The following is a 25,349-nucleotide window of genomic DNA, read 5'->3' as shown; positions in this document are numbered from 1 at the left end:
AGTTGTTTCGGTCGGGCCCGCTGGCTAAAATTGCCAACCAGAGTCGAAATCCAAGGAGCAACGTTAATATGATCTCCTCCAATGACGCGGCGAAGGCAATAAACGATGTGAGGGGCGACGCTGTTGTCGTTGGAACCATGACTCCCAACCGGTACTGGGAGGCGGTCACCGAGAAGCCTGACCTTGATCTCCCAATCTTTGGCGCCATGGGAAAGGCTTCATCAGTCGCGCTCGGGATAGCACTAGCGCAGCCAGACAAGAAGGTGCTCTGCCTCGATGGTGATGGTGGGCTTCTGATGAATCTTGGCGCCCTGGTCACGATCGCCGAAACTGCTCCAGACAACCTGGTTCACTTCGTCTTTGAGGACGGGATGTACTTCACCACCGGCGGTCAGCCGATTCCGGGCTCCGGAAAGTTAGACTTTGCCGCCATGGCCCGAGATGCTGGTTTCGAACGCACGTATGAGTTCAGCGACCTGGAAGACCTTGCCAGCGAACTGCCCCTGATTCTCGAGCAAAAGGGTCCCATCTTCGTCTGCCTGAAAGTTACCCATCCTCCGATTCCGCCCCCGTTCTACATGGGCAAGACCGGACCGAAGATGCGCGAACTCGCCGGGACGCTTCAGCAAGACTAAAAACGAGAACCCACCAGACTATGTTCGACTTCCACACTCACACTTTCCTAAGCGATGGCGTGCTTTCCCCTGTTGAGTTGATAAGGCGCGCGATTCATGCCGGCTATCGGGCGATGGCAATCACGGACCACGTTGGTCCGGGGAACATGGAGTTCATCCTCAAGACACTGATCGCCGACTGTGAAATGGCCAACTCCCGCTGGGACATTCTAGCTATGCCCGGGGTTGAGATAACCCACACCCCAAGCGAAGACATTGACAGGCTTGCTCGCGAGTGCAGACGTCTAGGCGCGGTGATGATTAACGTCCACGGTGAGACAATCACAGAACCCGTCGTCGAAGGCACCAACCTTGCCTCCGTCTCAAGTGGCGAGGTTGATATCCTCGCACACCCAGGCCTGATTACGCTTGAAGAGGCCCGGATAGCAGCGGCAAATGGCGTATTCCTGGAGGTATCCGGCCGAAAAGGTCACGGTATGGCGAACGGTCACGTCGTTAAGACTGCCCGTGCCGCCGGTGCCAGGCTGGTGCTGGACTCCGACGCTCACGCGCCGGAAGATCTCCTGAGCCGCGACTTCGCCATGAAAGTTGCGCGAGGTTCAGGGCTTGATCTGGAAGATGCTGTGGCTTTGCTTGACTCAGCGCCTCTGGATGTTCTCGAGAGAGTCGGCGTGAGCAGGGAGAGAGTCCCAGCTCCTAGAAGCTAGGGTCCGGAGTGGGCAATGGGAAGCTGCCCACCCACTCTGTTAGCTCAAAGAGACTGCTAGTCGGGCAGAACCACTGACTCAGGATCTTCTCCTCGCAGGATTCTAGCCGCGTTATACACGGCAAACGTCCGGCTCTTTTCGCCTGACTCCTGCGTAAATGACGCAAGGTGGGGCGTAACCAGAACGTTGTCCATCTTGAGCAGAGGGTTGTCGACGGGTGTCGGCTCCTCTTCCAGCACGTCCAGACCGGCTTGTGCGATCTTTCCGGATTCAAGCGCGCGAATCAGGGCTGCCTCGTCAACGACCGGACCGCGACAGGCGTTTATGAATACAACAGTTGGCTTCATGAGGTCGAATTCCCGATCGCTGATCATGTGGAACGTCGGACGGCCCAGCGGCACATGCAACGTGATGATGTCCGACTCCTGAAGCAATTCGTCCAGCGACACCCGCCTCAGGTTGAGTTCTTCCTCGATGCCCGGCTCTGGATCCACGACATCAGAGTAGATGATGTCGCAGTCCCATCCCTGCAGTCTGCGCGCCACGCGTGAACCGATTCTGCCCAGCCCTACGATTCCTACGGTCTTTCCCTCGATTTCATTGGCCTGGGAAAACCAGGCCTGCCGGATGTCGCCAGCCCACTCCCCTGCCTTTACTGCGTTGAACTGAAGCTGCATCTTCCGAATCGTGTTGACGAGCAGCGCGATTGTGTGCTCGGCGACCGCGACCGCGTTTCCACCACCGTTGTTGGAGACACGGATGCCCATCTCACCCAGAGCAGTCTTGTCCAGGGTGTCAGTCCCGGCACTGACTGTCTGGACAAGCTTGAGGTTCGGCGCTCGGCTGGCGACTTCAACCGTCACCGGAGCTCCCCCAACGATTGCCACCTGGGCATCTTGAAGCAGTTCAGCCTGCTCGTCGAGCGAAAGATTGGAATCAACCCATCCTACTTCGACGCCTTCTGGGGCGACTCTCTGGAAGTCGGCCACCAGAGCGTCGCTCGGTCCATAAACGATTACCTGTGCTCCCATATCTTCTCCTTTTGCAATGTGGGACTGTTGCTTGCTGAAGCAGCCCGATTATACGTGTGCCATTTTTTATCGGCAAACGTACTTGCACCTAGGCGGGGGAACCTTGTTGCCAGAGAATGACGCTGTATAATTCGAAACTGCGGAATCCAAATCACATTGAGTCGGAGCAGCCATTGGCTAGAGCCCTCGAGGGAATCAAGGTCCTGGACCTGACCCATCACATCGCAGGTCCATACTGCACGAAGCTGCTTGCAGATTTCGGCGCGAGTGTCACGAAGATTGAACGCCCAGGCTCTGGCGACCCAGCCCGGGCTATGCCGCCGTTTGCTGGTGATGATCCTCGCCCTGACAAGAGCCTCACGTTCCTCTACCTGAACACCAACAAGCGTTCAATTACGCTCGATCTCAAATCCGTAACCGGACGGCGGCTACTTCGGCGACTAGCTGACGAGTCGGACTTGATTGTGGAGAATTTCCGTCCGAAGACCCTGCCCGCCCTCGGAATCACCTATGAGACACTTCGAGAGACAAACCCGTCACTGGTAATGGTCTCTATTTCGAACTTCGGACAGACTGGGCCATACAGGGACTACGAAGCGACCGACATCGTAGAGTACGCCCTCAGCGGTATCCAGTACATATTCGGCGACAACGACCGGGAACCGCTTAAGCACGGCTTCAACCAGGCCCAGTTCAAGGCGGGCACCGATGCTGCGTCTGCGGCCCTGATTGGAATGTACCATCGGGCTATGACGGGCACTGGACAGTGGATCGACATTTCTATCCAGGAGTGCGTCGCCACAGGGCTCAGGGACACGACCTCGTCTTTCACCTACACCGGCGCCATCAAGTGGCGGCGTCCGAGTGAGGCAGGAGAGCTACCCAGATCGCCTGTGGAAACCAGGGACGGATACATCGTCCCGATTGCCTTTGGCGGGGTCGACTGGGATGCTACCGTGGACTTCCTGGATTCCCATGAACTCGCGGACGAACGTTTCTCTACCCCCGAAGGGCGTCTAGAGCACGCAACCGACCTCGACAGAATACTGCGAGACGCCTTCAGACAGTACGACAAGGAAGACCTGTTCTACAGGGCCAACCAGCGAAGGGGTCTGATCTACGGGATGGTCCTGGATGCATCCGAACTGTACGAGAATCCCCAGTTCCAGCATCGGGGATACTTCACCGAAGTCGACCATCCCGTCGCAGGCAAGGCAGAATATCCAGGCGCGCCTCTAGGGATGTCACGCACTCCATGGTCGGTTGAATCTCCGGCACCCACGCTTGGACAGCACAACGTCGAAGTTTACGTCGACGAACTGTCCATGTCCCACAAAGATCTGCGCCAGCTCGTAGCCTCGGGGGTGGTCTGACTATGGCACCGACAAGGGCCCTGGAGGGCGCGCGGATAGTCGAAATGGGTCAACTTATTGCGGTCCCATTCGCTGCCAAGATGCTTGGCGATATGGGTGCCGAGGTCATACGCATCGAGTCCTGCACACGCATGGACGGGTATCGAGTTTCCAGCTTCTACGAGAATGACAGCTCTGGGGAATTCTGGAATCGGGCCGTCAACTTCTACGAGCAAAACAGGGGCAAGCGGAGCCTAACGCTTGATCTGGCCCAGTCCGTTGGGATTGAGACTCTAGTCGATCTGATCGCCATTAGTGATGTGTTCATCGAGAATTTCACTCCTCGCGTGATTTCGAACTTTGGCCTGGAATACGACGATCTGCGTGAGGTCAAACCCGACATCATCATGGTCTCGTCCACGGGCTATGGCTACACTGGGCCGTGGAGCGGATTCGGCGCCATTGGTTATGGGACAGAGGCCGCTTGCGGTCTTGCTGCCGTAACTGGGTACATAGACGGACCTCCCGCCATCCCGGAACTACCCTACGCTGATTACACCGCAGGCGAGCACACAGTGTTCGCCATCATGGCAGCTCTTATGCATCGAGCCGTCACAGGCCAGGGCCAGCTCATTGACGTCTCCCAGACCCAGACTCTTACCGCCACAGTTCCCGAGCCGCTGATGGACTATTCCTTCAATGGCCGTGTGGCAGGGACTTCCGGCAATCGCGACGATAGATACGCGCCGCAGGGGACCTATCCGTGCAAGGGTGACGACAGTTGGATTTCACTTAGTGTCAGATCAGATGGCGAGTGGGCTGCATTCTGTGAGGTGCTGGAGCGACCCGAGTGGGTTGGCGACTCTCGCTTCGCCGACGGTCTTTCAAGATTCAAGAATCACGACCTGCTGGACGACCTCGTTTCTGATGTTACCGTCGGCTGGGCTGCGGCCGACCTTCAGGCCCGGCTTCAAGCCGTCGGCGTGCCAGCAGGGGAAGTACTGGACGGCAAGGCGCTTCTTTTCAACGACCACCTCAACGCCCGGGGGTTCTACGAAGTCGTAGAACACGCGGAATCGACTGGGATGCCTCCCCTGCCCTATGCAGGCAGGCCATGGAGGTTTGGGGAGACGCCTGGGACTATCAGGTCTGCTGCACCAACTCTTGGGGAACACAACAAAGAGGTGCTTTCCGGTCTCCTGGGTTTGAATGACCCCAATATTGCAGAAATGACCGGCGCGGGCGTGATCGGTACCTCTCCTGCCAATCCACGGGCCTCACGACAGACAACAAACGAAACCCAACTGTCGCAAGGCCGGATCGTGAGATGGGAGCCGGACTTCGAAGACCAGGTGAGGCGCAAGTTTGACACGGGCTGACAGGATCAGCCCGGATCAGTTTGCCCGCGACCACTCCTGAACATATAATCAGGCAGGTAATGGGCATCAGGGGACTCAATAGGACTTGGTGATCGAAGCAGTCGCGATCGATGGGCCGGTCGCCTCCGGCAAGACATCAGTTGGTGCCCGTGTAGCAGAGCGACTGGGCTATGCCTTTCTGGACACCGGACTGATGTACCGTGCCGCAACGTGGAAGGCTGTCCATTCAGGTCTTGATATGAACGACGAGCACAGCCTCACAAAGATGACCGAATCTATGACTGTTACGTTGTCTTCTGACGACATGGGTGGCCGCCTGATTGTCGATGAAGTCGATGTAACCGATCATCTCAGGACGACAGACATTGATCGCAACGTTTCGGCAGTCTCTGCTGTTAAGGGGGTCAGGAGCGCGCTGACTCCCCACCAGAGACTCATCGCTGAAAGCGGGCCTATTGTAATGGTGGGGCGTGACATAGGCACTGTTGTGCTGACAGATGCCCGCACCAAGGTTTATCTAGATGCTTCTGTTCAAACACGGGCCACTAGAAGACACGCAGAAATGCAAGCTTCTGGTGCAGATGTTGATTTTAACCAGGTAGTGGCCGACACGGTGAGAAGGGACAGGATAGACTCGGAACGGGTCGAGGCGCCCCTCAGCGCGGCCGTCGACGCTTTCATTCTGGAAACCGATTGTCTATCATTAGACGAGGTGGTCGAGCAGATCGTTAGATTGGTCGAGCGACGATAGTGGAAGCCGTTTACTACGTCAGCAATTTCCTGCAGAGATGTACTCTGAGGACGTTCTCAGACTACAAAGTCACTGGCGCTGAGAATGTTCCTCCAATGGGACCGCTGATTGTAATCGCAAACCATCTGAGCAACCTGGATCCATCTTTCCTCGGGGCCAGTGTCCCCAGACGTCTGAATTACCTGGCCAAGGACAATTTGTTCAGAGCCGTAGGCCCAGTCGGCCGATGGTACTTGCGCAGCTATGGCGCGTTTCCCATAGACCGGGTCGGAGTAGATGCCAAGGCGTTTCGGTGGGCCCTGAGACAGCTCCAGCAGGATGCAGCGCTTGTAATCTTCCCGGAGGGAACACGCAGCCGGACTGCAAGCCTCAACGAAGCCAAGGCTGGCGCCGTCTCTCTTATCCTGAAGTCCGGTGCCCCAGTGCTTCCCGTTGGGATTACAGGCACGGAGCGAATGCAGCCTTTCTTAAGAGTCGTCAACCCTACGGGCAAGATCCGTGTAAACATCGGGCAGCCATTCTCACTTCCCAACATAGAAGGTCGTCCCAGCCGGGAACTGCTGCGCTCCATGACCACTGACATGATGCACCGCGTCTGCGACCTGCTTCCCGAGTCGTACCATGGATTCTACTCGAGATCTCAGGTACAGAAAAGTGGTCCCGCGGTGACATCGCATTGACTCGCACTGATGTGAACGCACCACTGCCCAGCACTAGAACCTGGACTGCTGATCTATGTGCGGAATAATCGGCTATGCGGGCCGGCACCAGGCGGCCGAGCTCTTGATTCAGGGATTGGGTACCCTGGAATACCGTGGCTACGATAGCGCTGGAATCGCCGTCGTTGGACCGGACGGAAACATATCCGTTCGCAAGCGTGTGGGGAAGCTCTCCAACCTGCAAACTGCGCTAAATGGTGACATGCCTGAGGGAAGACTCGGGATAGGTCACACCAGATGGGCGACTCACGGTGCTCCTTCGGACACAAACGCCCACCCACATAGTGACTGCAAGGGCGACGTGGTCGTCGTTCACAACGGGATCGTCGAGAACTACCAGGAACTCAAGCGAGAGTTGGCAGGCGGCGGTCACGTGTTCGAGTCCCAGACCGACTCAGAGTGCATACCCCACTTGATCGAGGACGGCATTGAGAAAGGACTCTCCCTCGAAGAAGCCGTTACTGATGCGGCTCAACAGATCAGGGGAGCCAGCGCAGTTGTAGCCTTCTCTACGAGGGACCCGGACAAGATCGTTGGCCTGAGACTCGGCAACGCCGGAGGTATAGTCGTTGGCAAGAATGATGAGGGGGTCTTCCTATCGTCAGATCTTCCGGCCCTACTCCCTCATACCCGAAGTGTGTACTACCTGAACGCGGGGGAGATTGCTGTCCTGAACCCCGATGGGATGGCTTTCAGGTGCGTCGACGGCACCTCCATTACCAAGCTTCCGACTAGCATTCCCTATGATCCCCTGTCTTCCGCTAAAGGCGCATTCAGCCACTTTATGCACAAGGAGATTCACGAGCAGCCCGAAGCCATCGTTAATGGTCTGCGGGGTCGTGTTTCATTCGAAGACCAATCTGTAGACCTGGCCGAACTCGGTCTAAGTGATGAACTGATAGGCTCCATTGATCGTGTAGTGTTCCTGGGGATGGGCACCAGCTTGCATGCTGCCATGATTGGAAGACACTGGATGGAGTCACTGGCGAGGATTCCATCTGAGTATGACAATTCCTCTGAGTTCAGGTATAGATCTCCCATAATGGACTCGCGAACGCTGGTCGTCTCAGTCTGCCAGTCAGGCGAGACCGTCGACACCTTGGCCGCCATGGAGTTGGCGAGAGATCTCGGAGCCCCACAGGTCACTCTCTGCAACTATCCAGGCACACAGACCACTCGAATCGCTGAACACTCCCTGCTTCTTCGTGCCGGACTCGAGACTGGAGTGGCGGCGTCCAAGACGTTTATTTCGTCCCTCATCTCCCTACTTCTGCTGGCGCTGGACGTCGCTACCCGCAGAGGTCAGATTGGACAAGGTCGGAGAGAGGCGCTCGTGACTGAGATCACCCGCCTACCGGACATGCTTGGCGCAATGCTGACCAATGAATCTGTCTATAAGGAAATCGCCCGTAAGTATGGCCGTCAGTCGGACTTCCTCTTCCTGGGAAGGGGTTTCGGATTTCCAATGGCAATGGAAGGTGCGCTAAAGCTGAAAGAGATCAGTTACATTCACGCCGAAGGGTATCCGGCGGGCGAGATGAAACACGGGCCTATTTCCCTGATCGATGAAGATATGCCCGTGGTTGCCATCGCCCCTTCTGATTCCTTGCGGGACAAGATGCAGTCCAACATCAGCGAGGTGAGGGCGCGCGGCGGAAACATCATCGCTGTAGTGTCGGAGGGCGACACAGAAACCTCAGCGCTGGCGGACGACGTGATAGCTATCCCTAACGTGTCGGAAATCATCAATCCGTTCCCGGTGTCCATCGCCATGCAACTGATTGCGTATCACATAGGAGTTCGTAGAGGCTGCGACATTGACCAGCCTAGGAACCTTGCAAAGACAGTTACAGTAGAGTAATTGCCGGTGACGTTGGCTTGTGCTACCGTTGCGCGGCAAAGGAGCTTGAGGTGCTGCAACACGTAGAGAAATTCGGCATCTACCTGAATGCCTCTGAGGGTAAGGTAGTTCGGATCACGTCACCATATTGGTTCCCTGAGGAACCGGACTGGGTCTACGTGACCAATGAGGTCAACGCTACTCTTCTCGCCATTCGTGAGTTGATCCGCGATAAGGAGTTGTCTGAAGACCCCGACGGAGTGACCTGGGGCAGGATTCCGCTCCTCGACTGAGTCCAAGGTTGCGGTGATGAGATGGGTGTGGTGTGAGCAATAGGGTCAGCACACAGGAGTCGTCTGAGATCGACGGTGAGGCAATATCTCTCTGGAGAAGGCTGCTCTCAATACCTCCGGCGCTGAAATACCCGCAGTATCGCTCGTACTGGTTCGGTACGCTTGCATCGGTATGTGGGTTCCAGATGCTCATGTTCTCCCAGGGATGGCTTACCTATGAGTTGACCGGGTCGCCGTTGTATCTGGGTTACGTTGCAGTAGCCAGCGCGGTGCCTTCGATCGCCCTGAACCTGTTCGGGGGCGTGTTTGCTGACAGGCTGGACAAGCGCAAGCTCATCTTCTACACGCAGATCCTCACTGCCACTCTCATATTCACACTTGCATTTCTGACCCTGTTCGAGGTGGTCAGAGTCTGGCATATCATCGCTCTTGCATTCGCAGCCGGCGCGGTCAACGCCTTCGATCAGCCCGCGCGTCAGGCACTCTATCCCCACCTGATTGATCGACGCGTCATTATGAGTGCGGTCGCCCTGAACTCAGCGATCTGGCAGGGAACGCGCATCGTCGCCCCTATGATCGCAGGAATCATCATCGGCCTGATCGGAACCGCGACTGCGATCTTTGTTGCTGGCGCGGGATTTGTCATTATGGCAATCGTCATTCTGACACTACGAATACCGAGGATCGACATCGGGTCCACGGGAAGCGCTTTTGGTGCACTGTGGGAAGGCCTCAGGTTTATATCGGGAAGTTCGATTTTCTCATTCCTGATTGCGATGACTTTCTTTAACAGCTTCTTCGGAATGGCATATATCACCATGATGCCGGCGTTTGCGGTCGACGTCTTGAAAGTTGGCGCCGATGGGCAGGGTCTCCTCATGACAGTGGGCGGTGTGGGCGCCCTCGGTGTAACCCTGCTTCTTAGCTCATCGGCTAACTTCCAGAGGAAAGGGCTGCTGATAATCGGTGGCGGACTCGCCTTCGGGATCTCGATAATTGCTTTTGCTTTAACATCAAGGTTCGTAGGTTCTCTGCCTCTGGCGATGGTCCTTATGTTCATCATGGGCACTTCGAGTTCGACTTACATGATCTCGATCATGAGCTCTCTGCAACTCCTGGTACCTGACAGGATGCGCGGTCGTGTGATGGGCTTCTACGGGATGACGTGGAGCATCATGCCGCTCGGAGGAATGCAGGCTGGAGCCTTGGCCTCTTTCGTCGGCGTTCCTGTCGCAATTGCGATCGGAGGAGGGCTGGTCGCGGCGTTCGCGCTCGGTCCAGCTTTAATCAATCGCCAGGTGCGTAACATAGGTTCGATCCTCATGCAGAGCGAGCAGGAGATCCAGTCGAACGGATCTGACCCCCAACGAGTTCGTTCAGCATCCTGAAGTTGACACACACAGTCGTTCAGTGTAGTAAGTATTGCGGCCTCGGCTGAGCAATTACGTCTACCGGGCCGGAGACCCAGAATCATGTCGACATCTTCCAGAACATTGCCCGACCACTTCCTTGAGATGCAAGCCAGTGTGCTGGGGCTGGACCTGTCTGTCGTTGACACTAGCGCGCTTCTGGAGCGTCTGAAGTCAGGACTTGAAGACCTGGACAGGTCAGACGAAATCTGCCCCGGTGGCCACGAGCCTGCAGTCACCTTTAAGGCTGCCAAGGACATCACATGAGCGGAGACGAACTGTGCTATCGGACGATTAGCGAGACAGCTCGCCTCATAGAATCGGGCAGCCTCTCACCGGTCGAACTTACCCAGGCACACCTGGACCGCATCGGGGCTACGGATTCCCAACTGAACTCCTTCATCACGCTCCTTGCTGAGCGTGCCCTCGAACAGGCGAAATCCGCCGAGATTGAGATTGCTTCCGGCACATACCGTGGGCCACTCCACGGAATCCCAATTGGGCTGAAAGACCTCTACTACACCCGATACATCCGTACGACCATCGGCTCCAAGATTCTCAGGGACTTCGTGCCCGAGTATGACGCTGCGGTTGTTGAGAAGTTTGACGAGGCTGGCGCCGTGCTCCTCGGCAAATTACAGATGCACGAATTTGCTCTGGGTGCTACGAGCGTGAACCCTCATGACGGCCCTGCCCACAACCCATGGGACGTGACGAGGATCACGGGAGGTTCAAGTGGTGGATCAGGTTCAGCAGTCTCTTCCGGACAGTGCATGGCTGCGCTGGGCAGCGACACCGGAGGTTCCATAAGAATTCCTGCCGGTCTCTGTGGCATCGTTGGTATGAAGCCCACGTTCGGTCGTATCTCCAGGCACGGCGTTCACCCTTTGTCATGGAGCCTAGACACCGTTGGACCGATGACCAGGTCTGCCCATGACGCGGCCATAGTCATGAACGCGCTCGCTGGCCATGATTCTCGGGACCCCTCCTCTGCCCAAACGAAGACGATGGACTTCACGCACGGGATAAGTGATGGCATATCGGGCCTTAAGATAGGCATTCCTGAGGACTTCTTCTACGACGTTATTGACAGTGAAGTGTCTGCTGCAATTTGCCAGGCTGCAGGCGTGCTGGCGGAGTTGGGTGCAGTCGTCGAGAGCTGTTCGATCCCTGCGCTGAATCACTGTCTTGGTATCTCTAGCGCGATACTCGTTACGGAGGCGGCTGAGACCCTGTTCCCGCACATTCGAGATTGCCCCGATGACATTGGTGCTGACGTGCGCGCACGTCTCTATCTCGGTGCAATGACTCCCGCAGTCGACTACATCAAGGCCCAGCGTGCACGGGCTGCGTACAATGAACAGCTCGCCGACGCAATGGAAACCTACGACCTGCTGATGGCTCCGACAGCGGCTATCGGAGCGCCAGGCATCGATCAGGAATTCGTCGAGGTAAATGGAAGGCAGGAGAACGCGCTGTCTCTGATGTCCAGGCTGACCCGGGCATTCAACTTGACAGGACAGCCGACGGTCTCGGTGCCATGCGGATTCACGTCTGATGGTATTCCCATCGGGATGCAGCTCGCCGGCAGAATGTGGGAGGACTCGGTAGTACTTCGAGCGGCCCACACCTATGAATCGGCTACAGAATGGCACACTCGACGGCCACCAATCCAATAAGCACAAGACTGACACAATCGAAAAGACGGAGGAAACGGACGTGACAACGACTCCACAAAGTCAGGGTCTGTCGCTACACGACGCAGCCCGCGCCCAGGGTGTGACATTCGAGAGAGAGGCAGTCCCAGAAGATCGATATGTCGAAGCCAACGGTATGAGATTCCACTATCTCGATTGGGGTAATCCAGATGCGCCCGACATGCTTTTGCTTCACGGCTTTGCCCAGACCTGCCACTCCTGGGACTTCGTCGCGCTCGCCTTCTGCGATCGATACCATGTTGTAGCGCTTGACCAACGCGGACACGGCGACAGCGACTGGTCAGAGTCTGGCGACTACTCCCCGGAGATACAACAGGCAGACATAGCGGGCGTTGTTTCGGCAATTGGACTGCGCGACTTTGTTCTAATGGGACTATCTATGGGTGGCCGAAACTCGTTCACCTACGCCGCGACGCATCCAGGAGAGGTTAGAGCTCTGGTAGTAGTGGACGCTGGCCCGCAAAACATGCAGACTGGTTCCCAGAAGATTCGTAACTTTGTGCAGCAGGATGACGAGCTCGACTCCATCGAAGACTTCGTCCAGCGAGTGCTGAATTACAATCCGCTCCGAGACCCCGTCCAGGTTAGAGGCTCAATACGCCACAACCTGAAGGAGCTCCCGAACGGCAAGTGGACCTGGAAGTACGACAAGCGATTCAGGCAGCCGGGCGGTCGACGTTTCCAGCACGACCCGCAGATGACGGAGCGGCTCTGGGGCTATATGGAGAGTCTTGCCTGCCCTACCCTTGTTGTGCGGGGCTCTCAGAGCGATATCATCGCGCTGGACACCGCCGACGGAATGCACAAGCGAATACCCAACGGCAGAATGGCAACGGTCGAGAACGCAGGACACCTGGTAATGGGCGACAACCCTTCAGGGTTTGAAAGGGCCGTTACCGAGTTCATCAGCGAGATCGATGGATAGCGGACAGTAGAACATTTGCTGCCAAGTTTCGCCGCGTGCTAGAATCTCTCGCGAAGAAGAGAGAGAAGAAATAGAGAAACAGGGACCCAGGAGACGGGATTGGACGCGGCTGAAAAGCAGGCAATAGTCGCTGAATACAGAACGAACGACGATGACACCGGCTCTACCGATATACAGGTGGCGGTGTTAACGGCCCGCATAAACAGACTTACTGAACACCTGAGAGAGAACAAACACGACGAGTCCACCAGGCGTGGGCTCCTCAAGATGGTGGGCCGGCGGCGTAGACTACTCCGATACCTCAATCGCGAGGACGTTTCGCGCTATAGATCGCTTATTTCGAGGCTTGGCCTCAGAGGCTAATACCCCTCACAGCACCCTGCGAAGGGTGCTTTTCTTCTTCCTTGGGCTTTTCCCTTTTAGGAGGCGCTACGCCAAATGACGACGACCCTTTTTGATCTCAAACTAGGTGATGGAGTTCTATCATTTGAGTGCGGGAAGCTGGCCCAGAAAGCCAACGGCTCAGTACTCGTCAAGTACCACGACAATGTGCTGTTGGTTACAGCAACGACCGCAAATCCGAGAGAAGGCATAGACTTCTTCCCGTTGACCGTAGATGTCGAAGAGCGACTCTACGCTCGTGGGAAGATTCCTGGAAGCTTCTTCAAGCGCGAGGGGAGGCCCTCCACCCATTCGATCCTGATCGCTAGACTTACTGATCGCCCAATCCGACCACTGTTCCCCAAGGACTTTCGCAACGAGGTCCAGATAATCGCTACTCCGCTGTCGTCGGATACAACAAATCCCTACGACATGATCGCCATAATCGGCGCGTCGACGGCACTCACCATTTCGGACATTCCATTTGAGGGGCCTATTTCAGCAACTCGAATGGGCTATATCGATGGAGAATTCGTCGTCAACCCGTCATACGAGCAGATTGAGGAGAGCCAACTCGACCTTATGGTCGCTGGTTCCCGCTCAGGCGTAATTATGATGGAGGCCGGCGCCAACGAGGTCACGGAGGATTTAGTTCTCGAGGCCATCGAGCGCGCCCAGGAAGTCAACCTGGAGATAATTGAGCTTCAGGAAGAACTCGCAAAGGCCTATGGGAAGCCCCCTCTGGAATACGTGCCCCGCTCGTATGACCATGACCTTACGCAGGCCGTAGGCGACGAGATTGCTAACGACCTGGCCGAAGCGTTGAAACTGGACGGTGAGGAAACTGACTCGCGAGTGGCAGAGATCAAGGCTGCAGTCTTTGAAAAGCACGGCGAGGAGCATGACCAGTCGATGGTCGCCACCGCCTTTGACGAGGCCTTCGAGGCTGCTTTCAAGCGCCGGGTACTGGAAACTGGCGAACGTCCGGACGGTCGCGGCCTGAAAGAGATTCGGCCGCTGTCGAGCGAAGTCGGTCTGTTCCCAAGGACTCACGGTACCGGCCTATTCACGAGGGGTGAAACCCAGGTACTCGGGGTATGCACACTGGGCTCGGTTGGAGACGCTCAGAAGATTGACAACATGAGTCCCGAAGACGAGAAGCGATTTATGCTTCACTACAACTTCCCGCCGTTCTCGACGGGTGAGGCGAGGCCGATGCGCTCCACAGGTCGGCGTGAGATCGGACACGGCGCTCTCGCTGAGCGGGCAATGTCCGCTGTACTTCCGTCCGAAGAGGAGTTCCCCTACACCATCAGGTTAGTTGGCGAATGCCTTAGCTCCAACGGTTCCACCTCTATGGCAACTGTTTGTGCATGCACACTCGCCCTGATGGACGCTGGTGTACCCATCAAAACTCCTGTGGCCGGCATCTCCATTGGCCTGGTAACCGGAGAGGGCGGACAGTACGTCACGCTCACCGACATCCAGGGCAAAGAAGACCACATGGGCGACATGGACTTCAAGGTCGCTGGCACCGAGAACGGGATCACGGCCATCCAGCTTGACATGAAGGTCAAGAGCATCAGTTACGATGTGATCTACGACGCCCTCCACCAGGCAAAGGAGGCCCGAGGCGAGATCCTAGACCAGATCGAAAGCACGCTTCCCGAGTACCGCAGCGAAATGAGCGAATACGCGCCAAGGATGGAGTCGATCCAGATAGCGGTTGACAAGATCGGCGCTGTTATCGGACCCGGCGGCAAGATCATTCGAGGAATCGTGGACGAAACTGGAGCATCTGTTGACATCCAGGACGACGGAACAATCATCATTGGCTCCAGTGATGGAAACGCTGCTGAACGCGCGAAGCAGATGATCCGCGACCTGACCAAGGAAATCGAGATCGGTGAGATATACACCGGCAAGGTGGTCCGGACTACGGACTTCGGCGCATTCATAGAGTTGCTGCCTGGCAAGGACGGGATGGTCCATATCAGCGAGCTCGCCAACTACCGGGTTCCCACGGTCGAGGACGAAGTGACAGTGGGCGACGAGGTTACCGTGCTGGTAACTGATGTAGATCAGACTGGACGAGTCAGACTCTCACGACGCGCTCTGTTGAGCGATGCCGACGAGGATGGTGAGGACCCAGTTGAGGCCGCGCTGAAGAGACAGCGGGCTGGACGTGGAGGCGGACAGAGACGCGGCGGCGGCGGATTCGGTGGTGATAGAGGCGACAGAGGTGATAGAGGCCCAAGGAGAAATGGCCCCGGTCGAGGTCCCCGAAACAGGGACAGAGACTTCGATGGAGGCAGACCTCGCGGCGGCGGCAGAGACCGTGACCGCGACAGAGACCGCGATGACGGAAGAAGGTCAGGCTACCGGTCGCAGTCCCGTGGCGGATATGGTGGTGGCCGAGATCGTGACCGAGATCGCGATAGTGATCGTAACAGAGGGGAAGGCAGGCCACGCAGGGACCGCTTCTAGCCTAAGTTACTGAGTCAATATGGACGGCCCCGCTGTGGGCCGTCCTTTCTGTATCTGGATGCAAGGGAGGAGTCGAATGTCAACCATAAACGTCGTCGTACATGGCGCACTCGGCAAGATGGGACAGGAAGTACTAAACGCGGTCGCAAATGCAGAGGACATGACCCCGATTGGCGCAGCGGACCAGGTAGCAGACCCTGGAAGTATTTCTCTCCCCGACGGGTCCGCTCAGGTTCCGATTTCGAACGATCTCGCCCAAGTAGTTTCAGGTGCCGATGTTGTAGTCGACTTCTCTACTGCTGATGGGGCGATGTCTGCAATGAGGGCTGCCACTGCTCACAGTGTGAACGTCGTAGTTGGTAGCACCGGTCTGAGCGAGGACAACTACCAGGAAGCCGATGGCCTCGCCAACGAACACGGTGTCGGTATCATCATTGCGCCAAACTTCGCGATGGGCGCCGTCCTCATGATTCACCTCGCCAAAGAGGCTGGACGATTCTTCGACTACGCCGATCTGACTGAAACACACCACGAAGCCAAGATCGACGCACCTTCAGGCACTGCCCTCGCAATTGCTCGAGCCGCTGTTGAAGGTAAGTCCGGAGGCTTCACTAACGTCCGCGCCGAAAAGGAGCTGATCGAAGGACCCCGAGGAGGCGACTTCGAAGGCATTAGTGTGCACAGCGCCCGAATGCCGGGTCGCGTCGCCCACCACGAGCTTGTGTTTGGCGGACTCGGTCAGACGCTCACTATCAGGCACGATTCCATCAGCCGGGAGAGTTTCATGCCCGGTGTCACTATGGCGATACGTGCAGTGGTCAACCGCAAGGGCTTAACAGTAGGTCTCGAAAACCTTATGGGACTCGCCTAGGTTCTTCTGGAACCTGCAGGACACCTGAATGACAGGAACGAGTGATGGCCTCAATGGCAGGTGGCAGAGCCTGTCGTTTCCCCTCGTAGAATTGCTACCATTTTCGAGAAACGTTCCCATGAGGTGTGAGAATTGAACGAGTGCAACATTGCCATTGTTGGCGCTACCGGGGCTGTCGGTGAGGTCTTTCTAAGGATCATCGAGGAGCGCAACTTTCCAGCTGGGACGATTCGTCTCTGCGCTTCTGAGAGGTCGGTCGGCAAGAGGCTCAAGGTGCGAGGCGAGGAGATCGAGGTCGAGCTTGCGACCCCCGAGTTGCTGAGCGAGGTCGATTTCGCATTCGTTGCTGCATCCACTGCAGTGAGCAGGGAGTTGGCTCCACTGGCTGCAGAGAACGGTGCTGTCGCCATCGACGATAGCTCGGCATTCAGGATGGATCCTGAAGTGCCGCTGGTTGTGCCGGAAGTAAATGGGAGCGATCTGGACTCTCATCGCGGCATCGTTGCAATTCCTAATTGCACGACCACACCGTTGGTAATGGCACTCAAGCCGCTCCACGAGAACAACGCCGTCAAGCGCGTCGTCGCGTCGACCTACCAGTCCGTAACCGGGACCGGAGCTGCTGCTGCAGAGGAGCTCAGAGTGCAGTCTAGGGCAGCTGTCGGCGGTGACGAAGTAACAGCGGAAGTGTACCCCCATCCGATAGCGTTCAACGTGCTGCCCCATGTGGAGCCATTCTGGGACAACGGCTACACGAACGAAGAAATGAAGATGCAGAACGAGACTCGCAAGATTCTGCATGCCCCTGAGATCAAGGTCTCGGCAACGTGTGTGCGCGTACCCGTTGTGGTCAGCCATAGTGAGGCCGTCAATATCGAATTCGAAGACCCAATCAGTCCTGGGGAGGTGCGCGAGATCCTACAGAGTGCGCCCGGTTTGCGATTGGTGGACGATCCTCAGGCGAACGTGTATCCTATGCCCATCGAAGCTGAGGGCGAGGACGATGTCTTCGTCGGACGCATACGCTCCGACCTTGCCCTCGACAACGGCATAGCTATGTGGCTATCGTGCGACAACCTCAGAAAGGGCGCGGCCCTCAACTCTATCCAAATTGCCGAGGAGATGATGGCTCGGGACCTACTGCTGAGGTAACGTGGGACTTGCAGGTCCTGGAGGTAGGAAATGGCTGAGATCGGACGACTGCTGACAGCAATGGTTACTCCCTTCGACGAAGAGGGAGAGATTGACTATGCAAAGGCCCGCAAGTTGGCCCGCGCACTTCTGGACTCTGGGTCAGATGGCTTGGTGATCGGTGGCACTACCGGCGAATCGCCGTCAATGAGCGACGACGAAAAAATTCGCCTCTTCGCCGAGGTGAAGGAAGAGGTCGGAGACGAGGCCGCAGTAATTGCGGGTACCACGGACAACAACCACCGCAAGTCAGTTGAGCTGTCCGTCGAGGCCGAGAAGGTTGGAGCTGACGGTCTTCTCCTGACAGTTCCAGCCTACAACAAGCCCACCATGGAGGGCCTGTACCAGCACTTCAAGGCTATCGCCGAAGCCACTTCCCTACCCGGTATCCTGTATAACGTACCATCACGAACTTCCTTGAACATGGACCATGCCACCACGCTGAGACTTGCCGAGATTGAGAACATCGTCGGCGTGAAAGAGGCCTCAAGCGACCCGGTCCAGATTACCCAGATCATAGACGGTGCACCTGACGGATTCCGTGTCTGGTCCGGTAACGACGATGAGACATTCTCAATTATGTGTACAGGCGGCTACGGGATAGTAAGCGTGGCTGCCCACATTGTCGGTCTCCAGATCAAGGAGATGATGGGACGGATTCTGGAAGGCGACATTGAAGCTGCCGCCGCGGAGCACAGGCGGCTCCTGCCTCTGTTCAAGGCGATCTTCTGGGTCACCAACCCTATCCCGATAAAGTACGCGGTCAACCGAGCGGGCTTTGATATTGGCCAGCCCAGACTGCCCCTGTGGGAGGCAGATGACGCCTTCACCAGCAAGTTCGACCCGCTGATGGACCAGTACGATATCGACCTGCCGGTGAACGGTTCCTAACTGAAACTACCGCGCGTCAGAAACCAAGAGGGCGGGACCGATCTGGTCCCGCCCTCTTTTGCTTGTTGTACTGTCCCGTCTGCCTAGACGTGCATCATCTGCCTGACCATCACAGTCTCATCACGATGTGGCCCTGTAGAGATTACGTCGATCGGGCAGCCAATTAACTCCTGGATGCGCTCGACGTAGTCCCGGGCCTCCTTGGGAAGGTCCTCGTATCGACGCACGCTCGCTGTAGGACGGTCCCAGCCTGGCATCTCTTCAAAAATTGGACGGGCCTTTTCGAGTGCTGCGACTCCCCCTGGGAAGTCGTCTGTCACCTCGCCATCTTCGTTGACGTACTGGGTGCATATCCTGACCGCCTCGAATCCATCGAGAACATCCAGGCGAGTAAGTACCGCAGACGTGTACCCGTTGATCAGGGAGCTGTACTTGGCTGCGACTGCGTCGAACCAGCCTACCCTCCTGGGCCTGCCTGTAGTAGTTCCGAACTCCTGCGCCAGTTCTCTGATAGTCTCACCGGTATTGTCATTTAGCTCCGTAGGCAAGGGTCCGGTGCCGACACGTGTAGTGTATGCCTTGAAGACGCCGGTAATGCCTTCGATGTGTGTAGGACTCACGCCGAGGCCGACAGATGCTCCACCGATTGTAGGATTCGAGGAAGTGACAAACGGGTATGTACCGTGGTCGAGGTCCAGAAGGACTCCCTGCGCACCTTCCAGGAGTACATTCTCACCCGCCGCCAGCGCCTGGTTGATTATCTTTTCAGCAGGTCCGATGTACTGGGCAAGTCTCACACTCCAGTCACGACACTTGTCGTAGACTTCCTCGAACGATAGGGCGTCCCCACCGTACACCTTGGTAATGACCGCGTTGGTGTAGTTAAGAATGCCTTCGAGCCTGGGGATAAGCGCCTCAATATCGAGAAGGTCCGCTGCACGCACACCTGTGCGAGCTGCCTTGTCGGCGTACGCGGGGCCAATACCCTTGCCAGTTGTTCCTATCCGGGAACTTCCCCTTGCTATCTCGGCAAGCTCGTCCAGAATTACGTGGTACGGCATTATGAGGTGAGCTCGCTCGCTCACGACGATTCGGTGACTGATGTCGATTCCCCTCGACTTCAGGTCATCGATCTCTTCGAGAAGCACGTCCGGGTCTACTACGACACCGTTCCCAATTACGTTCAGGGCATCCGGCCAGAAGACTCCGCATGGGATGAGGTGGAAGCTGAACTTCCCTTGGTCGTTTACGACCGTGTGACCGGCATTGTTTCCGCCGGCGAAGCGGGCAACGATCTGGGCGTCCCGCGCAAGGACGTCGACTATCTTGCCCTTTCCCTCATCGCCCCACTGGGCGCCTAGAACTGCATACGCAGGCATCCCATAACCTCTTTATTTCACTCACGTTGGATCTTCGGTTTTCAGGCGCGTCGCATCCCCAAGTACGAAAAAAGCGGTGAGGGGGATTCACTACATGGCGCTATCTTGTGACGCGCGCAACCTTCAGTATATCAAACGAAAGAGGCCAATTGAAGATATTTGAGGACGACCCGAGACCAGGTCGCCCTCAAATAGTCGATCCACTCTATCCCAGTGCTAGCTAGGTAGACCCCGTTCAACCTTGGTGATTGCCCTGTCTAGCCTATTGACGAGCTCGTCGGCTTCAGTTTCAGTGATACAGAGCGACGGGCCAATGCCGATCCTATCGTCTCCGCATCTGAGGATCAGACTCTCCGCCTCAAACGCATCTGAGAGACGATTCCCCAGCTGTACGTCCTTGGGGAACCTGGTCTTCGTGTCGCGGTCTGCGACGAGTTCCACGCCTATCAGCAACCCGCGCCCTCTTACGTTCCCAATCATTGGGTGCTCGGCCGCCAAGTCGTCCAGACGGCCTAAAATGTGGGCCCCAATCTCGGCAGAGTTGTCTACGAGGCCCTCTGTCTCCATGATCTCTATGTTCTTAAGGGCCACTGCCGCAGTGACAGGGTGGCCGCCAAAGGTCAGCGCCTGCTTGAAGATGTTGTCGGAGCCTGCGAATACGTCGGCAACTTCGTCAGTGACGATCGCGTTCGCGAGTGGCACATAGCTGGACGTTATCCCCTTGGCCATGGTCATGATGTCTGGAGTGACATTCCAGTGCTCCATCGCGAACATGGTCCCCGTGCGCCCGAAACCGGTAATAACTTCGTCCGCAATGAGTATGACCCCGTAACGATCACAAATCTGCCTCAGCAGTGGCCAGTACTCGTCTCCAGGTACCGCGGCACCCATCGACGAAGACACTGGCTCAGCTATCACGGCAGCGACACTCGAGGGCCCATGGAACTTGATCAGGTCCTCAATGGCCTGCGCGCACCTCACTGCGGCCTCGGAGTCAGTCTCTCCGGGAATCGGCGAGTTGTACGAGTCTGGCTGGGGAGCGTAGAGCATGCCTGGGAATGCGGGCTCGTAGTCCTCCCTGCCGCCGTCTCCACCGAGCCACATCGTCGCGCCAAGGGCTCCGTGATAGGAACCGACCCGGCTTATGATCTTGTACCTGCCTGCCTCTCCTCGTCGTCTATGATACGCCCTTGCGATCTTGATGGCGGTCTCGTTCGCTTCTGATCCGCCTGTGACCGGCCATGAACGGTCCAGGTTTCCAGGGGTTATGTCAGACAACTTGGACGCTAGCTCGATCAGCGGTTCCGTTGTTGATCCCTGTGGGAAGTACACCAGCTTGGACATCTGTTCACGCATGGCGTCGGCCAGTTCGTGTCGCCCGTAGCCGATGTTTACGCACATGTACCCGCCATTGACGTCCATCCACTCGCGGCCCTCGGCATCCGTCACGTGTACGCCGTTTCCGCTGGTGATAATTGGCGGGCGTCCCGACTCTGCGTCGGTCGCCCAACTCCGGTTGTGCATCCAGAGATGGTCTAGCGCTGCCTGTCTTGCTTCCGGCCCTCTGCTTATTGTGGTTGTCGTGTTATCAGGCATACTGAGCCATCCCAAGGTCACCCTCAAGCTCCCAAAGGCTGAGGTCTATGGCGTGGACTATCTCATCCACTTCTTCCTTCGTAATGCAGAGTGGGGGTCCAACGTGAATGATAGGCCCGCCGACCCTCAGAATGAGTCCATTCTTCTTGAAGCTTTCATTGAGTCGGTCAGCTACCCGGTCGGACGGATCGAACGGTGCCTTAGTTTCCCTATCCTTTACCAGTTCTATCGCCATGAGCAGCCCCAGACCTCTGACGTCGCCAATCGACGGATGGTCCCCCATCATGGCTTCAAGCTGCTCCTTGCAGTAGGCTCCGACGGCTGCCGAGTTCTCGACCATCCCTTCGCTTTCGATGATCTCTATGTTCTTCAAGGACGCCGCGGCGGATACCGGATGCCCGCTGGCCGTGAGCACGTGCCGCAGGTAGTCTTCCTCGCCAGCGAATACGCCGGCGACTTCTTCAGTAGCGATTGTCGCAGCCATCGGCAGGTAGGAGCTGATGACCCCTTTGGCGACGCTCATGATGTCCGGGACGACACCCCAATGTTCCACCGCGAACATTCTGCCAGTTCGACCAAAGCCGTTGATGACCTCGTCAGCAATCAGCAGGACTCCGTAACGGTCGCAGATCTCTCTCAGCATTGGCCAGTATTCGTCACCCGGCACAACTGCTCCGAGCGGTATGGCCACCGGCTCCGCAATCACCGCTGCTACGGTCTCCGGCCCCTCGAACTTGATCAGGTCCTCGATCGCCTGAGCGCACCGGACAGCGCACTCAGAGTCCGTCTCGCCCGAAACGGGCGAGTGATAGGCCGAGGGTGGCGGCGCGTACACCATTCCAGGTCGCGCTGGTTCGAAGTCATCGCGCTGCGTCTCCTGGGTGCCACCAAGCCACAGTACACCCGCTGTGGTCCCATGGTAGGAGCCTATCCGGCTGATGACCTTGTATCTTCTCGAGTCTCCCCTTCTCCGGTGGTAGGCCAGAGCGATCTTGAGTGCCGTCTCATTGGCCTCTGAACCTCCAGACACTGGAAAGACCCTGCTGAGACTACCGGGTGTCATCTGGGCAAGCTTCCGGGCTAGTAGGGCGGTCGGCTCGGTCGTAGTGCCGTATGGGAAATAGGACAGTTGCGTCATCTGCTCGTAGGCGGCGTCGGCGATTTCCTGGCGCCCGTACCCAACGTTGACGGAGTTGTATCCTCCATTGACGTCAATGTAGCTCCGACCCTCAGCATCGATGATCCGCACTCCCTCTCCCTCGACGGCGATCATCGGCTCGCCCTCTTCAGCCATAGTTATCCAGTCCCGGTTGTGCATCCAAAGGTGTCGGGTGGACTTGTTTCTCAGTTCATCGATGTCTAGCTGCTGGGTCATGTTCAGACTCCCCTGATATTGGCCGAACCGAGTGGGCCCAGTGTATATGGGGTTATACCTGACGGCAACTCACGGTTGCATGCTGATATATACTGACCAAAACAGAAGAAAGTTCCCTGGAGTTGCCAATGCGGTTCGGTTCGTTCATATTCCCGGTAAGTCACGATCCCGAAAGTGATAGTTCGATAATTGACAGTACTCTCGACGAGATCGAGCTCCAGGACTCTCTCGGATTCGAGGCAGCCTGGCTTACTGAGCATCACTTCGACGGCGCCTGTGCCTATGTGGACCCTTTGGTCTTTGGGGCCGCTGTCGCCTCCAGGACCAGCAACATCAAGATAGGCTTCGCGGTCGTGGAAATGGCATTCCACCATCCTGTTCGTCTTGCCGCGCAAACTGCCCTGCTGGACAACCTCAGCCACGGCAGGCTCATCGTGGGTATAGGTAGAGGATCTGCGTTCAACACCTACGAGTACCTCGGCTTTGGCATATCCATGGAGGAGGGAGTAGAAAGGCTGACAGAGGCTGAAGAGCTCATGGTCGAGGCGTGGACTGGCGAGGATATTCGTCACAAGGGTCGATATTGGGACGTGTCGTTCCCTATGCTCAGGCCTAAGCCCTTCCAACAGCCGCATCCTCCTTTGGTCCGAGCGTGCATCAGCGAACGCTCTACTCGGGAAATGGCGCGAATTGGCCGACCCGTTCTCATCGGCGTCCAGGAGGACGACGAGATCAGGTCCCGAATAGACCTTTTCGGGCGCGAGATGGCTGAAGCTGGCTTCGACGAGACGGACGTTGAGTCTGCCCTCGATCAGTGCTGGTTCTCCAAGAACGCATTTATTGCCGAGACCTACGAAGAGGCCCGTGAGCTCTTCGAACCAGGCTTCCGAAGAGAGCGTAAGCACTTCCGGGAGGCGCGGGAGATCTACAACCCGGAGGGTTTTCCGCCGCTTGACCCCACCAAGCCGCTTCCAGCCGGGGAAGACTTCGAGAAGGCATGCATCGTAGGCACTCCAGGCCAGGTCGCAGACCAGATTGCTTCATTACGCGATCTGGGAGTCCGCAACCTGATGCTGAAGCTAAACGTGGGCGAGATGGACACACAGGCGGTACAGAAGTCCATCAAGCTGTTCGGGCAGCACGTGATGCCCAGGTTCGCTGACTAGGAGAGTACGGCCTCAGCGATCTGATCGAGCTGAGCATTAGTCGCCTCCTCATCGGCTGTTTCGACGCGGATCATGACTCGATCAGCGCCCGCATCGAATAGCTCGCCAAGAAGTGATTTATCAGCAGCCTGCCCGAACACGGACACTGAGATTGATCCAGGGTCACGACCTGCCTCCGCAGCGAGTTCGTTCAGCGTCTGTCTTCCCTCGCTAATGTCGTCCGGAGTGACCCTGTTGGGCATCCAGCCGTCTCCCCACTGCACAATCCTTCTGAATACGTTTCTGGCCATGCCACCGAGCAATACGGGTGGATGGGGACGCTGCACAGATCGCGGGAAGGAGTAGACGGGCGGGAAGTCGTAGTAATCACCGTGGTACTCACTCTCGACCTCGATCCACAGCGACTTCATGGCCAGAACGGCCTCGCGTGTTTGAGTCCACCTATGCGGAAAGTCGCCTCCCATGATCTCCGTCTCTTCCTTCAGCCAGCCGGCGCCTATGCCGAACAGAAAGCGCCCTCCTGAGTACATGTCCAGAGTCGCGACCTCCTTCGCCAGCAGAAGCGGGTTGCGCTCCGGGACAAGGCATATTCCAGTGCCCAGCTTGAGGTTGGTCGTCACGGCCGACGCCCTGGCAAGCGCGACGAACGGGTCTACGATGTCTGCGTAAACCCTTGGTATCACGCCATCAGGTGAGCCAGGCCACGGGCTGGAAGTTGTCACCGGAATGATGGGATGTTCCGGCACCCACAACGACTCAAAGCCCATCTCCTCCGCCCTGCGGGCGAGGATCGCTATGTCTACCGAGTAGTCCGTCGGGAATGTTGAAATGCCGATGTTCATGATGATTTCTCCCGTAGTTTGATGAGGCCCATTATATTGCCAGAGTGGCTTTCAGTCTGCCGCCGATTGAGTCATCCAGAACGGCCAAATCCGACCGTCACTTTCAGGCATAAACCCTGCATTCTAAACGTGCCATTTAGTTTGACACTCTCTTCAGCGATACTCTATCATCTTGCCCTAGGGTGTGACCCGAGTGGCAACGTAGCTCAGTGGTAGAGCGGGCGCTTCATAAGCGCTAGGTCACAGGTTCGAACCCTGTCGTTGCCACCACTCGGTTGATGGCGAGGACGCCTTCAGCGGAAGACAGGTCATTAACAGTTGAACGCCGAGCTGATCTGGGCGATTAGCTCAGTGGTTAGAGCGCTCGCCTCACACGCGAGAGGTCCGAGGTTCAAATCCTCGATCGCCCAC

The 25,349-nt window shown here is 56.9% G+C and carries 23 protein-coding genes and 2 tRNA genes; 20 read left to right on the top strand and 5 right to left on the bottom strand.

Annotation, left to right across the window (positions count from 1 at the left end):
* Positions 1-68: 68 nt before the first annotated feature.
* Together J4G14_00180 and J4G14_00175 are read left to right on the top strand one after the other, a co-directional pair.
* Positions 69-635: a thiamine pyrophosphate-binding protein gene (locus J4G14_00180; GenBank protein MCE2456219.1), complete on the top strand. Its 567-nt coding sequence runs from the start codon at positions 69-71 to the stop codon at positions 633-635.
* Between the two features lie 20 nt (positions 636-655).
* Positions 656-1,342 (top strand): histidinol phosphate phosphatase domain-containing protein, encoded by a 687-nt coding sequence (locus J4G14_00175; GenBank protein MCE2456218.1) that lies wholly within the window; start codon positions 656-658, stop codon positions 1,340-1,342.
* 56 nt (positions 1,343-1,398) lie between these two features.
* On the opposite strand, the gene J4G14_00170 is transcribed toward J4G14_00175, so the two are convergent.
* A complete protein-coding gene (locus tag J4G14_00170) occupies positions 1,399-2,373 on the bottom strand; it encodes a 2-hydroxyacid dehydrogenase (GenBank protein MCE2456217.1) in 975 nt (324 codons plus the stop codon).
* Between the two features lie 173 nt (positions 2,374-2,546).
* On the opposite strand from J4G14_00170, the gene J4G14_00165 reads away from it, so the two are divergent.
* The 15 genes from J4G14_00165 (at position 2,547) to dapA (ending at position 18,580) form a co-directional block, all read left to right on the top strand.
* Complete coding sequence (locus J4G14_00165; GenBank protein ID MCE2456216.1) at positions 2,547-3,746, top strand: CoA transferase; 1,200 nt, start codon at positions 2,547-2,549, stop codon at positions 3,744-3,746.
* A 2-nt stretch (positions 3,747-3,748) separates the two neighbouring features.
* Positions 3,749-5,104: a CoA transferase gene (locus tag J4G14_00160; GenBank protein ID MCE2456215.1), complete on the top strand. Its 1,356-nt coding sequence runs from the start codon at positions 3,749-3,751 to the stop codon at positions 5,102-5,104.
* An 85-nt stretch (positions 5,105-5,189) separates the two neighbouring features.
* Positions 5,190-5,855 (top strand): (d)CMP kinase, encoded by a 666-nt coding sequence (locus J4G14_00155; GenBank protein ID MCE2456214.1) that lies wholly within the window; start codon positions 5,190-5,192, stop codon positions 5,853-5,855.
* A gap of 95 nt (positions 5,856-5,950) precedes the next feature.
* Positions 5,951-6,535, top strand: a complete 585-nt coding sequence (locus J4G14_00150; GenBank protein ID MCE2456213.1) for a 1-acyl-sn-glycerol-3-phosphate acyltransferase — start codon at positions 5,951-5,953, stop codon at positions 6,533-6,535.
* Positions 6,536-6,590: 55 nt separating this feature from the next.
* Complete coding sequence (gene glmS / locus J4G14_00145) at positions 6,591-8,435, top strand: glutamine--fructose-6-phosphate transaminase (isomerizing) (GenBank protein MCE2456212.1); 1,845 nt, start codon at positions 6,591-6,593, stop codon at positions 8,433-8,435.
* A 50-nt stretch (positions 8,436-8,485) separates the two neighbouring features.
* Positions 8,486-8,707, top strand: a complete 222-nt coding sequence (locus J4G14_00140) for a hypothetical protein (protein MCE2456211.1) — start codon at positions 8,486-8,488, stop codon at positions 8,705-8,707.
* 32 nt (positions 8,708-8,739) lie between these two features.
* Positions 8,740-10,095 (top strand): MFS transporter, encoded by a 1,356-nt coding sequence (locus J4G14_00135; GenBank protein ID MCE2456210.1) that lies wholly within the window; start codon positions 8,740-8,742, stop codon positions 10,093-10,095.
* 84 nt (positions 10,096-10,179) lie between these two features.
* A complete protein-coding gene (locus tag J4G14_00130) occupies positions 10,180-10,383 on the top strand; it encodes a hypothetical protein (protein MCE2456209.1) in 204 nt (67 codons plus the stop codon).
* Positions 10,380-11,795 carry an amidase gene (locus J4G14_00125; GenBank protein ID MCE2456208.1) on the top strand — a complete coding sequence of 472 codons (1,416 nt, stop codon included), beginning with the start codon at positions 10,380-10,382 and terminating at the stop codon, positions 11,793-11,795. The genes J4G14_00130 and J4G14_00125 overlap by 4 nt, the downstream gene beginning before the upstream one ends.
* A gap of 40 nt (positions 11,796-11,835) precedes the next feature.
* Entirely contained in the window at positions 11,836-12,759 is a 924-nt protein-coding gene (locus J4G14_00120; protein ID MCE2456207.1) for an alpha/beta hydrolase, read from the top strand.
* A gap of 99 nt (positions 12,760-12,858) precedes the next feature.
* Positions 12,859-13,122 carry a 30S ribosomal protein S15 gene (rpsO, locus tag J4G14_00115; GenBank protein ID MCE2456206.1) on the top strand — a complete coding sequence of 88 codons (264 nt, stop codon included), beginning with the start codon at positions 12,859-12,861 and terminating at the stop codon, positions 13,120-13,122.
* Between the two features lie 75 nt (positions 13,123-13,197).
* Positions 13,198-15,627, top strand: coding sequence for a polyribonucleotide nucleotidyltransferase (locus tag J4G14_00110; protein ID MCE2456205.1), 2,430 nt, complete (start codon positions 13,198-13,200; stop codon positions 15,625-15,627).
* A 76-nt stretch (positions 15,628-15,703) separates the two neighbouring features.
* Positions 15,704-16,498, top strand: a complete 795-nt coding sequence (locus tag J4G14_00105) for a 4-hydroxy-tetrahydrodipicolinate reductase (GenBank protein ID MCE2456204.1) — start codon at positions 15,704-15,706, stop codon at positions 16,496-16,498.
* Between the two features lie 132 nt (positions 16,499-16,630).
* The gene (locus J4G14_00100) at positions 16,631-17,650 is read left to right on the top strand and encodes an aspartate-semialdehyde dehydrogenase (GenBank protein ID MCE2456203.1); all 1,020 of its coding nucleotides are present in this window, start codon (positions 16,631-16,633) and stop codon (positions 17,648-17,650) included.
* Between the two features lie 30 nt (positions 17,651-17,680).
* The gene (dapA, locus tag J4G14_00095; protein ID MCE2456202.1) at positions 17,681-18,580 is read left to right on the top strand and encodes a 4-hydroxy-tetrahydrodipicolinate synthase; all 900 of its coding nucleotides are present in this window, start codon (positions 17,681-17,683) and stop codon (positions 18,578-18,580) included.
* Positions 18,581-18,663: 83 nt separating this feature from the next.
* On the opposite strand, the gene J4G14_00090 is transcribed toward dapA, so the two are convergent.
* The 3 genes from J4G14_00090 to J4G14_00080 all read right to left on the bottom strand — a co-directional run bounded on the left by J4G14_00090 (position 18,664) and on the right by J4G14_00080 (position 22,930).
* Positions 18,664-19,959 (bottom strand): adenylosuccinate synthase, encoded by a 1,296-nt coding sequence (locus tag J4G14_00090; GenBank protein MCE2456201.1) that lies wholly within the window; start codon positions 19,957-19,959, stop codon positions 18,664-18,666.
* Between the two features lie 216 nt (positions 19,960-20,175).
* A complete protein-coding gene (locus J4G14_00085) occupies positions 20,176-21,555 on the bottom strand; it encodes an aspartate aminotransferase family protein (protein ID MCE2456200.1) in 1,380 nt (459 codons plus the stop codon).
* Positions 21,548-22,930 (bottom strand): aspartate aminotransferase family protein, encoded by a 1,383-nt coding sequence (locus tag J4G14_00080; protein MCE2456199.1) that lies wholly within the window; start codon positions 22,928-22,930, stop codon positions 21,548-21,550. Before J4G14_00080 ends, J4G14_00085 begins: the two co-directional genes overlap by 8 nt.
* 128 nt (positions 22,931-23,058) lie before the next feature.
* On the opposite strand from J4G14_00080, the gene J4G14_00075 reads away from it, so the two are divergent.
* On the top strand, positions 23,059-24,096 hold the full coding sequence (locus J4G14_00075) for an LLM class flavin-dependent oxidoreductase (GenBank protein ID MCE2456198.1): 1,038 nt from the start codon (positions 23,059-23,061) through the stop codon (positions 24,094-24,096).
* On the opposite strand, the gene J4G14_00070 is transcribed toward J4G14_00075, so the two are convergent.
* Positions 24,093-24,938, bottom strand: coding sequence for an LLM class F420-dependent oxidoreductase (locus tag J4G14_00070; protein MCE2456197.1), 846 nt, complete (start codon positions 24,936-24,938; stop codon positions 24,093-24,095). The two genes, J4G14_00075 and J4G14_00070, sit on opposite strands and share 4 nt — an antisense overlap.
* A 195-nt stretch (positions 24,939-25,133) precedes the next feature.
* On the opposite strand from J4G14_00070, the gene J4G14_00065 reads away from it, so the two are divergent.
* Both J4G14_00065 and J4G14_00060 read left to right on the top strand, forming a co-directional pair.
* A tRNA-Met gene (locus tag J4G14_00065) sits at positions 25,134-25,208 on the top strand.
* 67 nt (positions 25,209-25,275) lie between these two features.
* Positions 25,276-25,348, top strand: a tRNA-Val gene (locus tag J4G14_00060).
* Position 25,349 lies beyond the last annotated feature (1 nt).

The organism is Dehalococcoidia bacterium (assembly GCA_021295915.1).
Classification (GTDB): Bacteria; Chloroflexota; Dehalococcoidia; order Lucifugimonadales; family UBA1123; genus VXRN01.
Note: the sequence above shows the minus strand (reverse complement) of the source record. Positions and strands in the feature narration are given on the sequence as shown.

Bases quoted from the DNA above. Each gene is read 5' to 3' on its own strand.
- J4G14_00110 (MCE2456205.1), top strand. From the start codon at position 13,198: ATGACGACGACCCTTTTTGATCTCAAACTAGGTGATGGAGTTCTATCA.
- J4G14_00090 (MCE2456201.1), bottom strand. From the start codon at position 19,959: ATGCCTGCGTATGCAGTTCTAGGCGCCCAGTGGGGCGATGAGGGAAAG.
- glmS (MCE2456212.1), top strand. From the start codon at position 6,591: ATGTGCGGAATAATCGGCTATGCGGGCCGGCACCAGGCGGCCGAGCTC.
- J4G14_00160 (MCE2456215.1), top strand. From the start codon at position 3,749: ATGGCACCGACAAGGGCCCTGGAGGGCGCGCGGATAGTCGAAATGGGT.
- J4G14_00180 (MCE2456219.1), top strand. From the start codon at position 69: ATGATCTCCTCCAATGACGCGGCGAAGGCAATAAACGATGTGAGGGGC.
- J4G14_00130 (MCE2456209.1), top strand. From the start codon at position 10,180: ATGTCGACATCTTCCAGAACATTGCCCGACCACTTCCTTGAGATGCAA.
- J4G14_00070 (MCE2456197.1), bottom strand. From the start codon at position 24,938: ATGAACATCGGCATTTCAACATTCCCGACGGACTACTCGGTAGACATA.
- J4G14_00125 (MCE2456208.1), top strand. From the start codon at position 10,380: ATGAGCGGAGACGAACTGTGCTATCGGACGATTAGCGAGACAGCTCGC.
- J4G14_00170 (MCE2456217.1), bottom strand. From the start codon at position 2,373: ATGGGAGCACAGGTAATCGTTTATGGACCGAGCGACGCTCTGGTGGCC.
- J4G14_00080 (MCE2456199.1), bottom strand. From the start codon at position 22,930: ATGACCCAGCAGCTAGACATCGATGAACTGAGAAACAAGTCCACCCGA.
- dapA (MCE2456202.1), top strand. From the start codon at position 17,681: ATGGCTGAGATCGGACGACTGCTGACAGCAATGGTTACTCCCTTCGAC.
- J4G14_00085 (MCE2456200.1), bottom strand. From the start codon at position 21,555: ATGCCTGATAACACGACAACCACAATAAGCAGAGGGCCGGAAGCAAGA.
- J4G14_00075 (MCE2456198.1), top strand. From the start codon at position 23,059: ATGCGGTTCGGTTCGTTCATATTCCCGGTAAGTCACGATCCCGAAAGT.
- J4G14_00175 (MCE2456218.1), top strand. From the start codon at position 656: ATGTTCGACTTCCACACTCACACTTTCCTAAGCGATGGCGTGCTTTCC.
- J4G14_00105 (MCE2456204.1), top strand. From the start codon at position 15,704: ATGTCAACCATAAACGTCGTCGTACATGGCGCACTCGGCAAGATGGGA.
- J4G14_00150 (MCE2456213.1), top strand. From the start codon at position 5,951: ATGGGACCGCTGATTGTAATCGCAAACCATCTGAGCAACCTGGATCCA.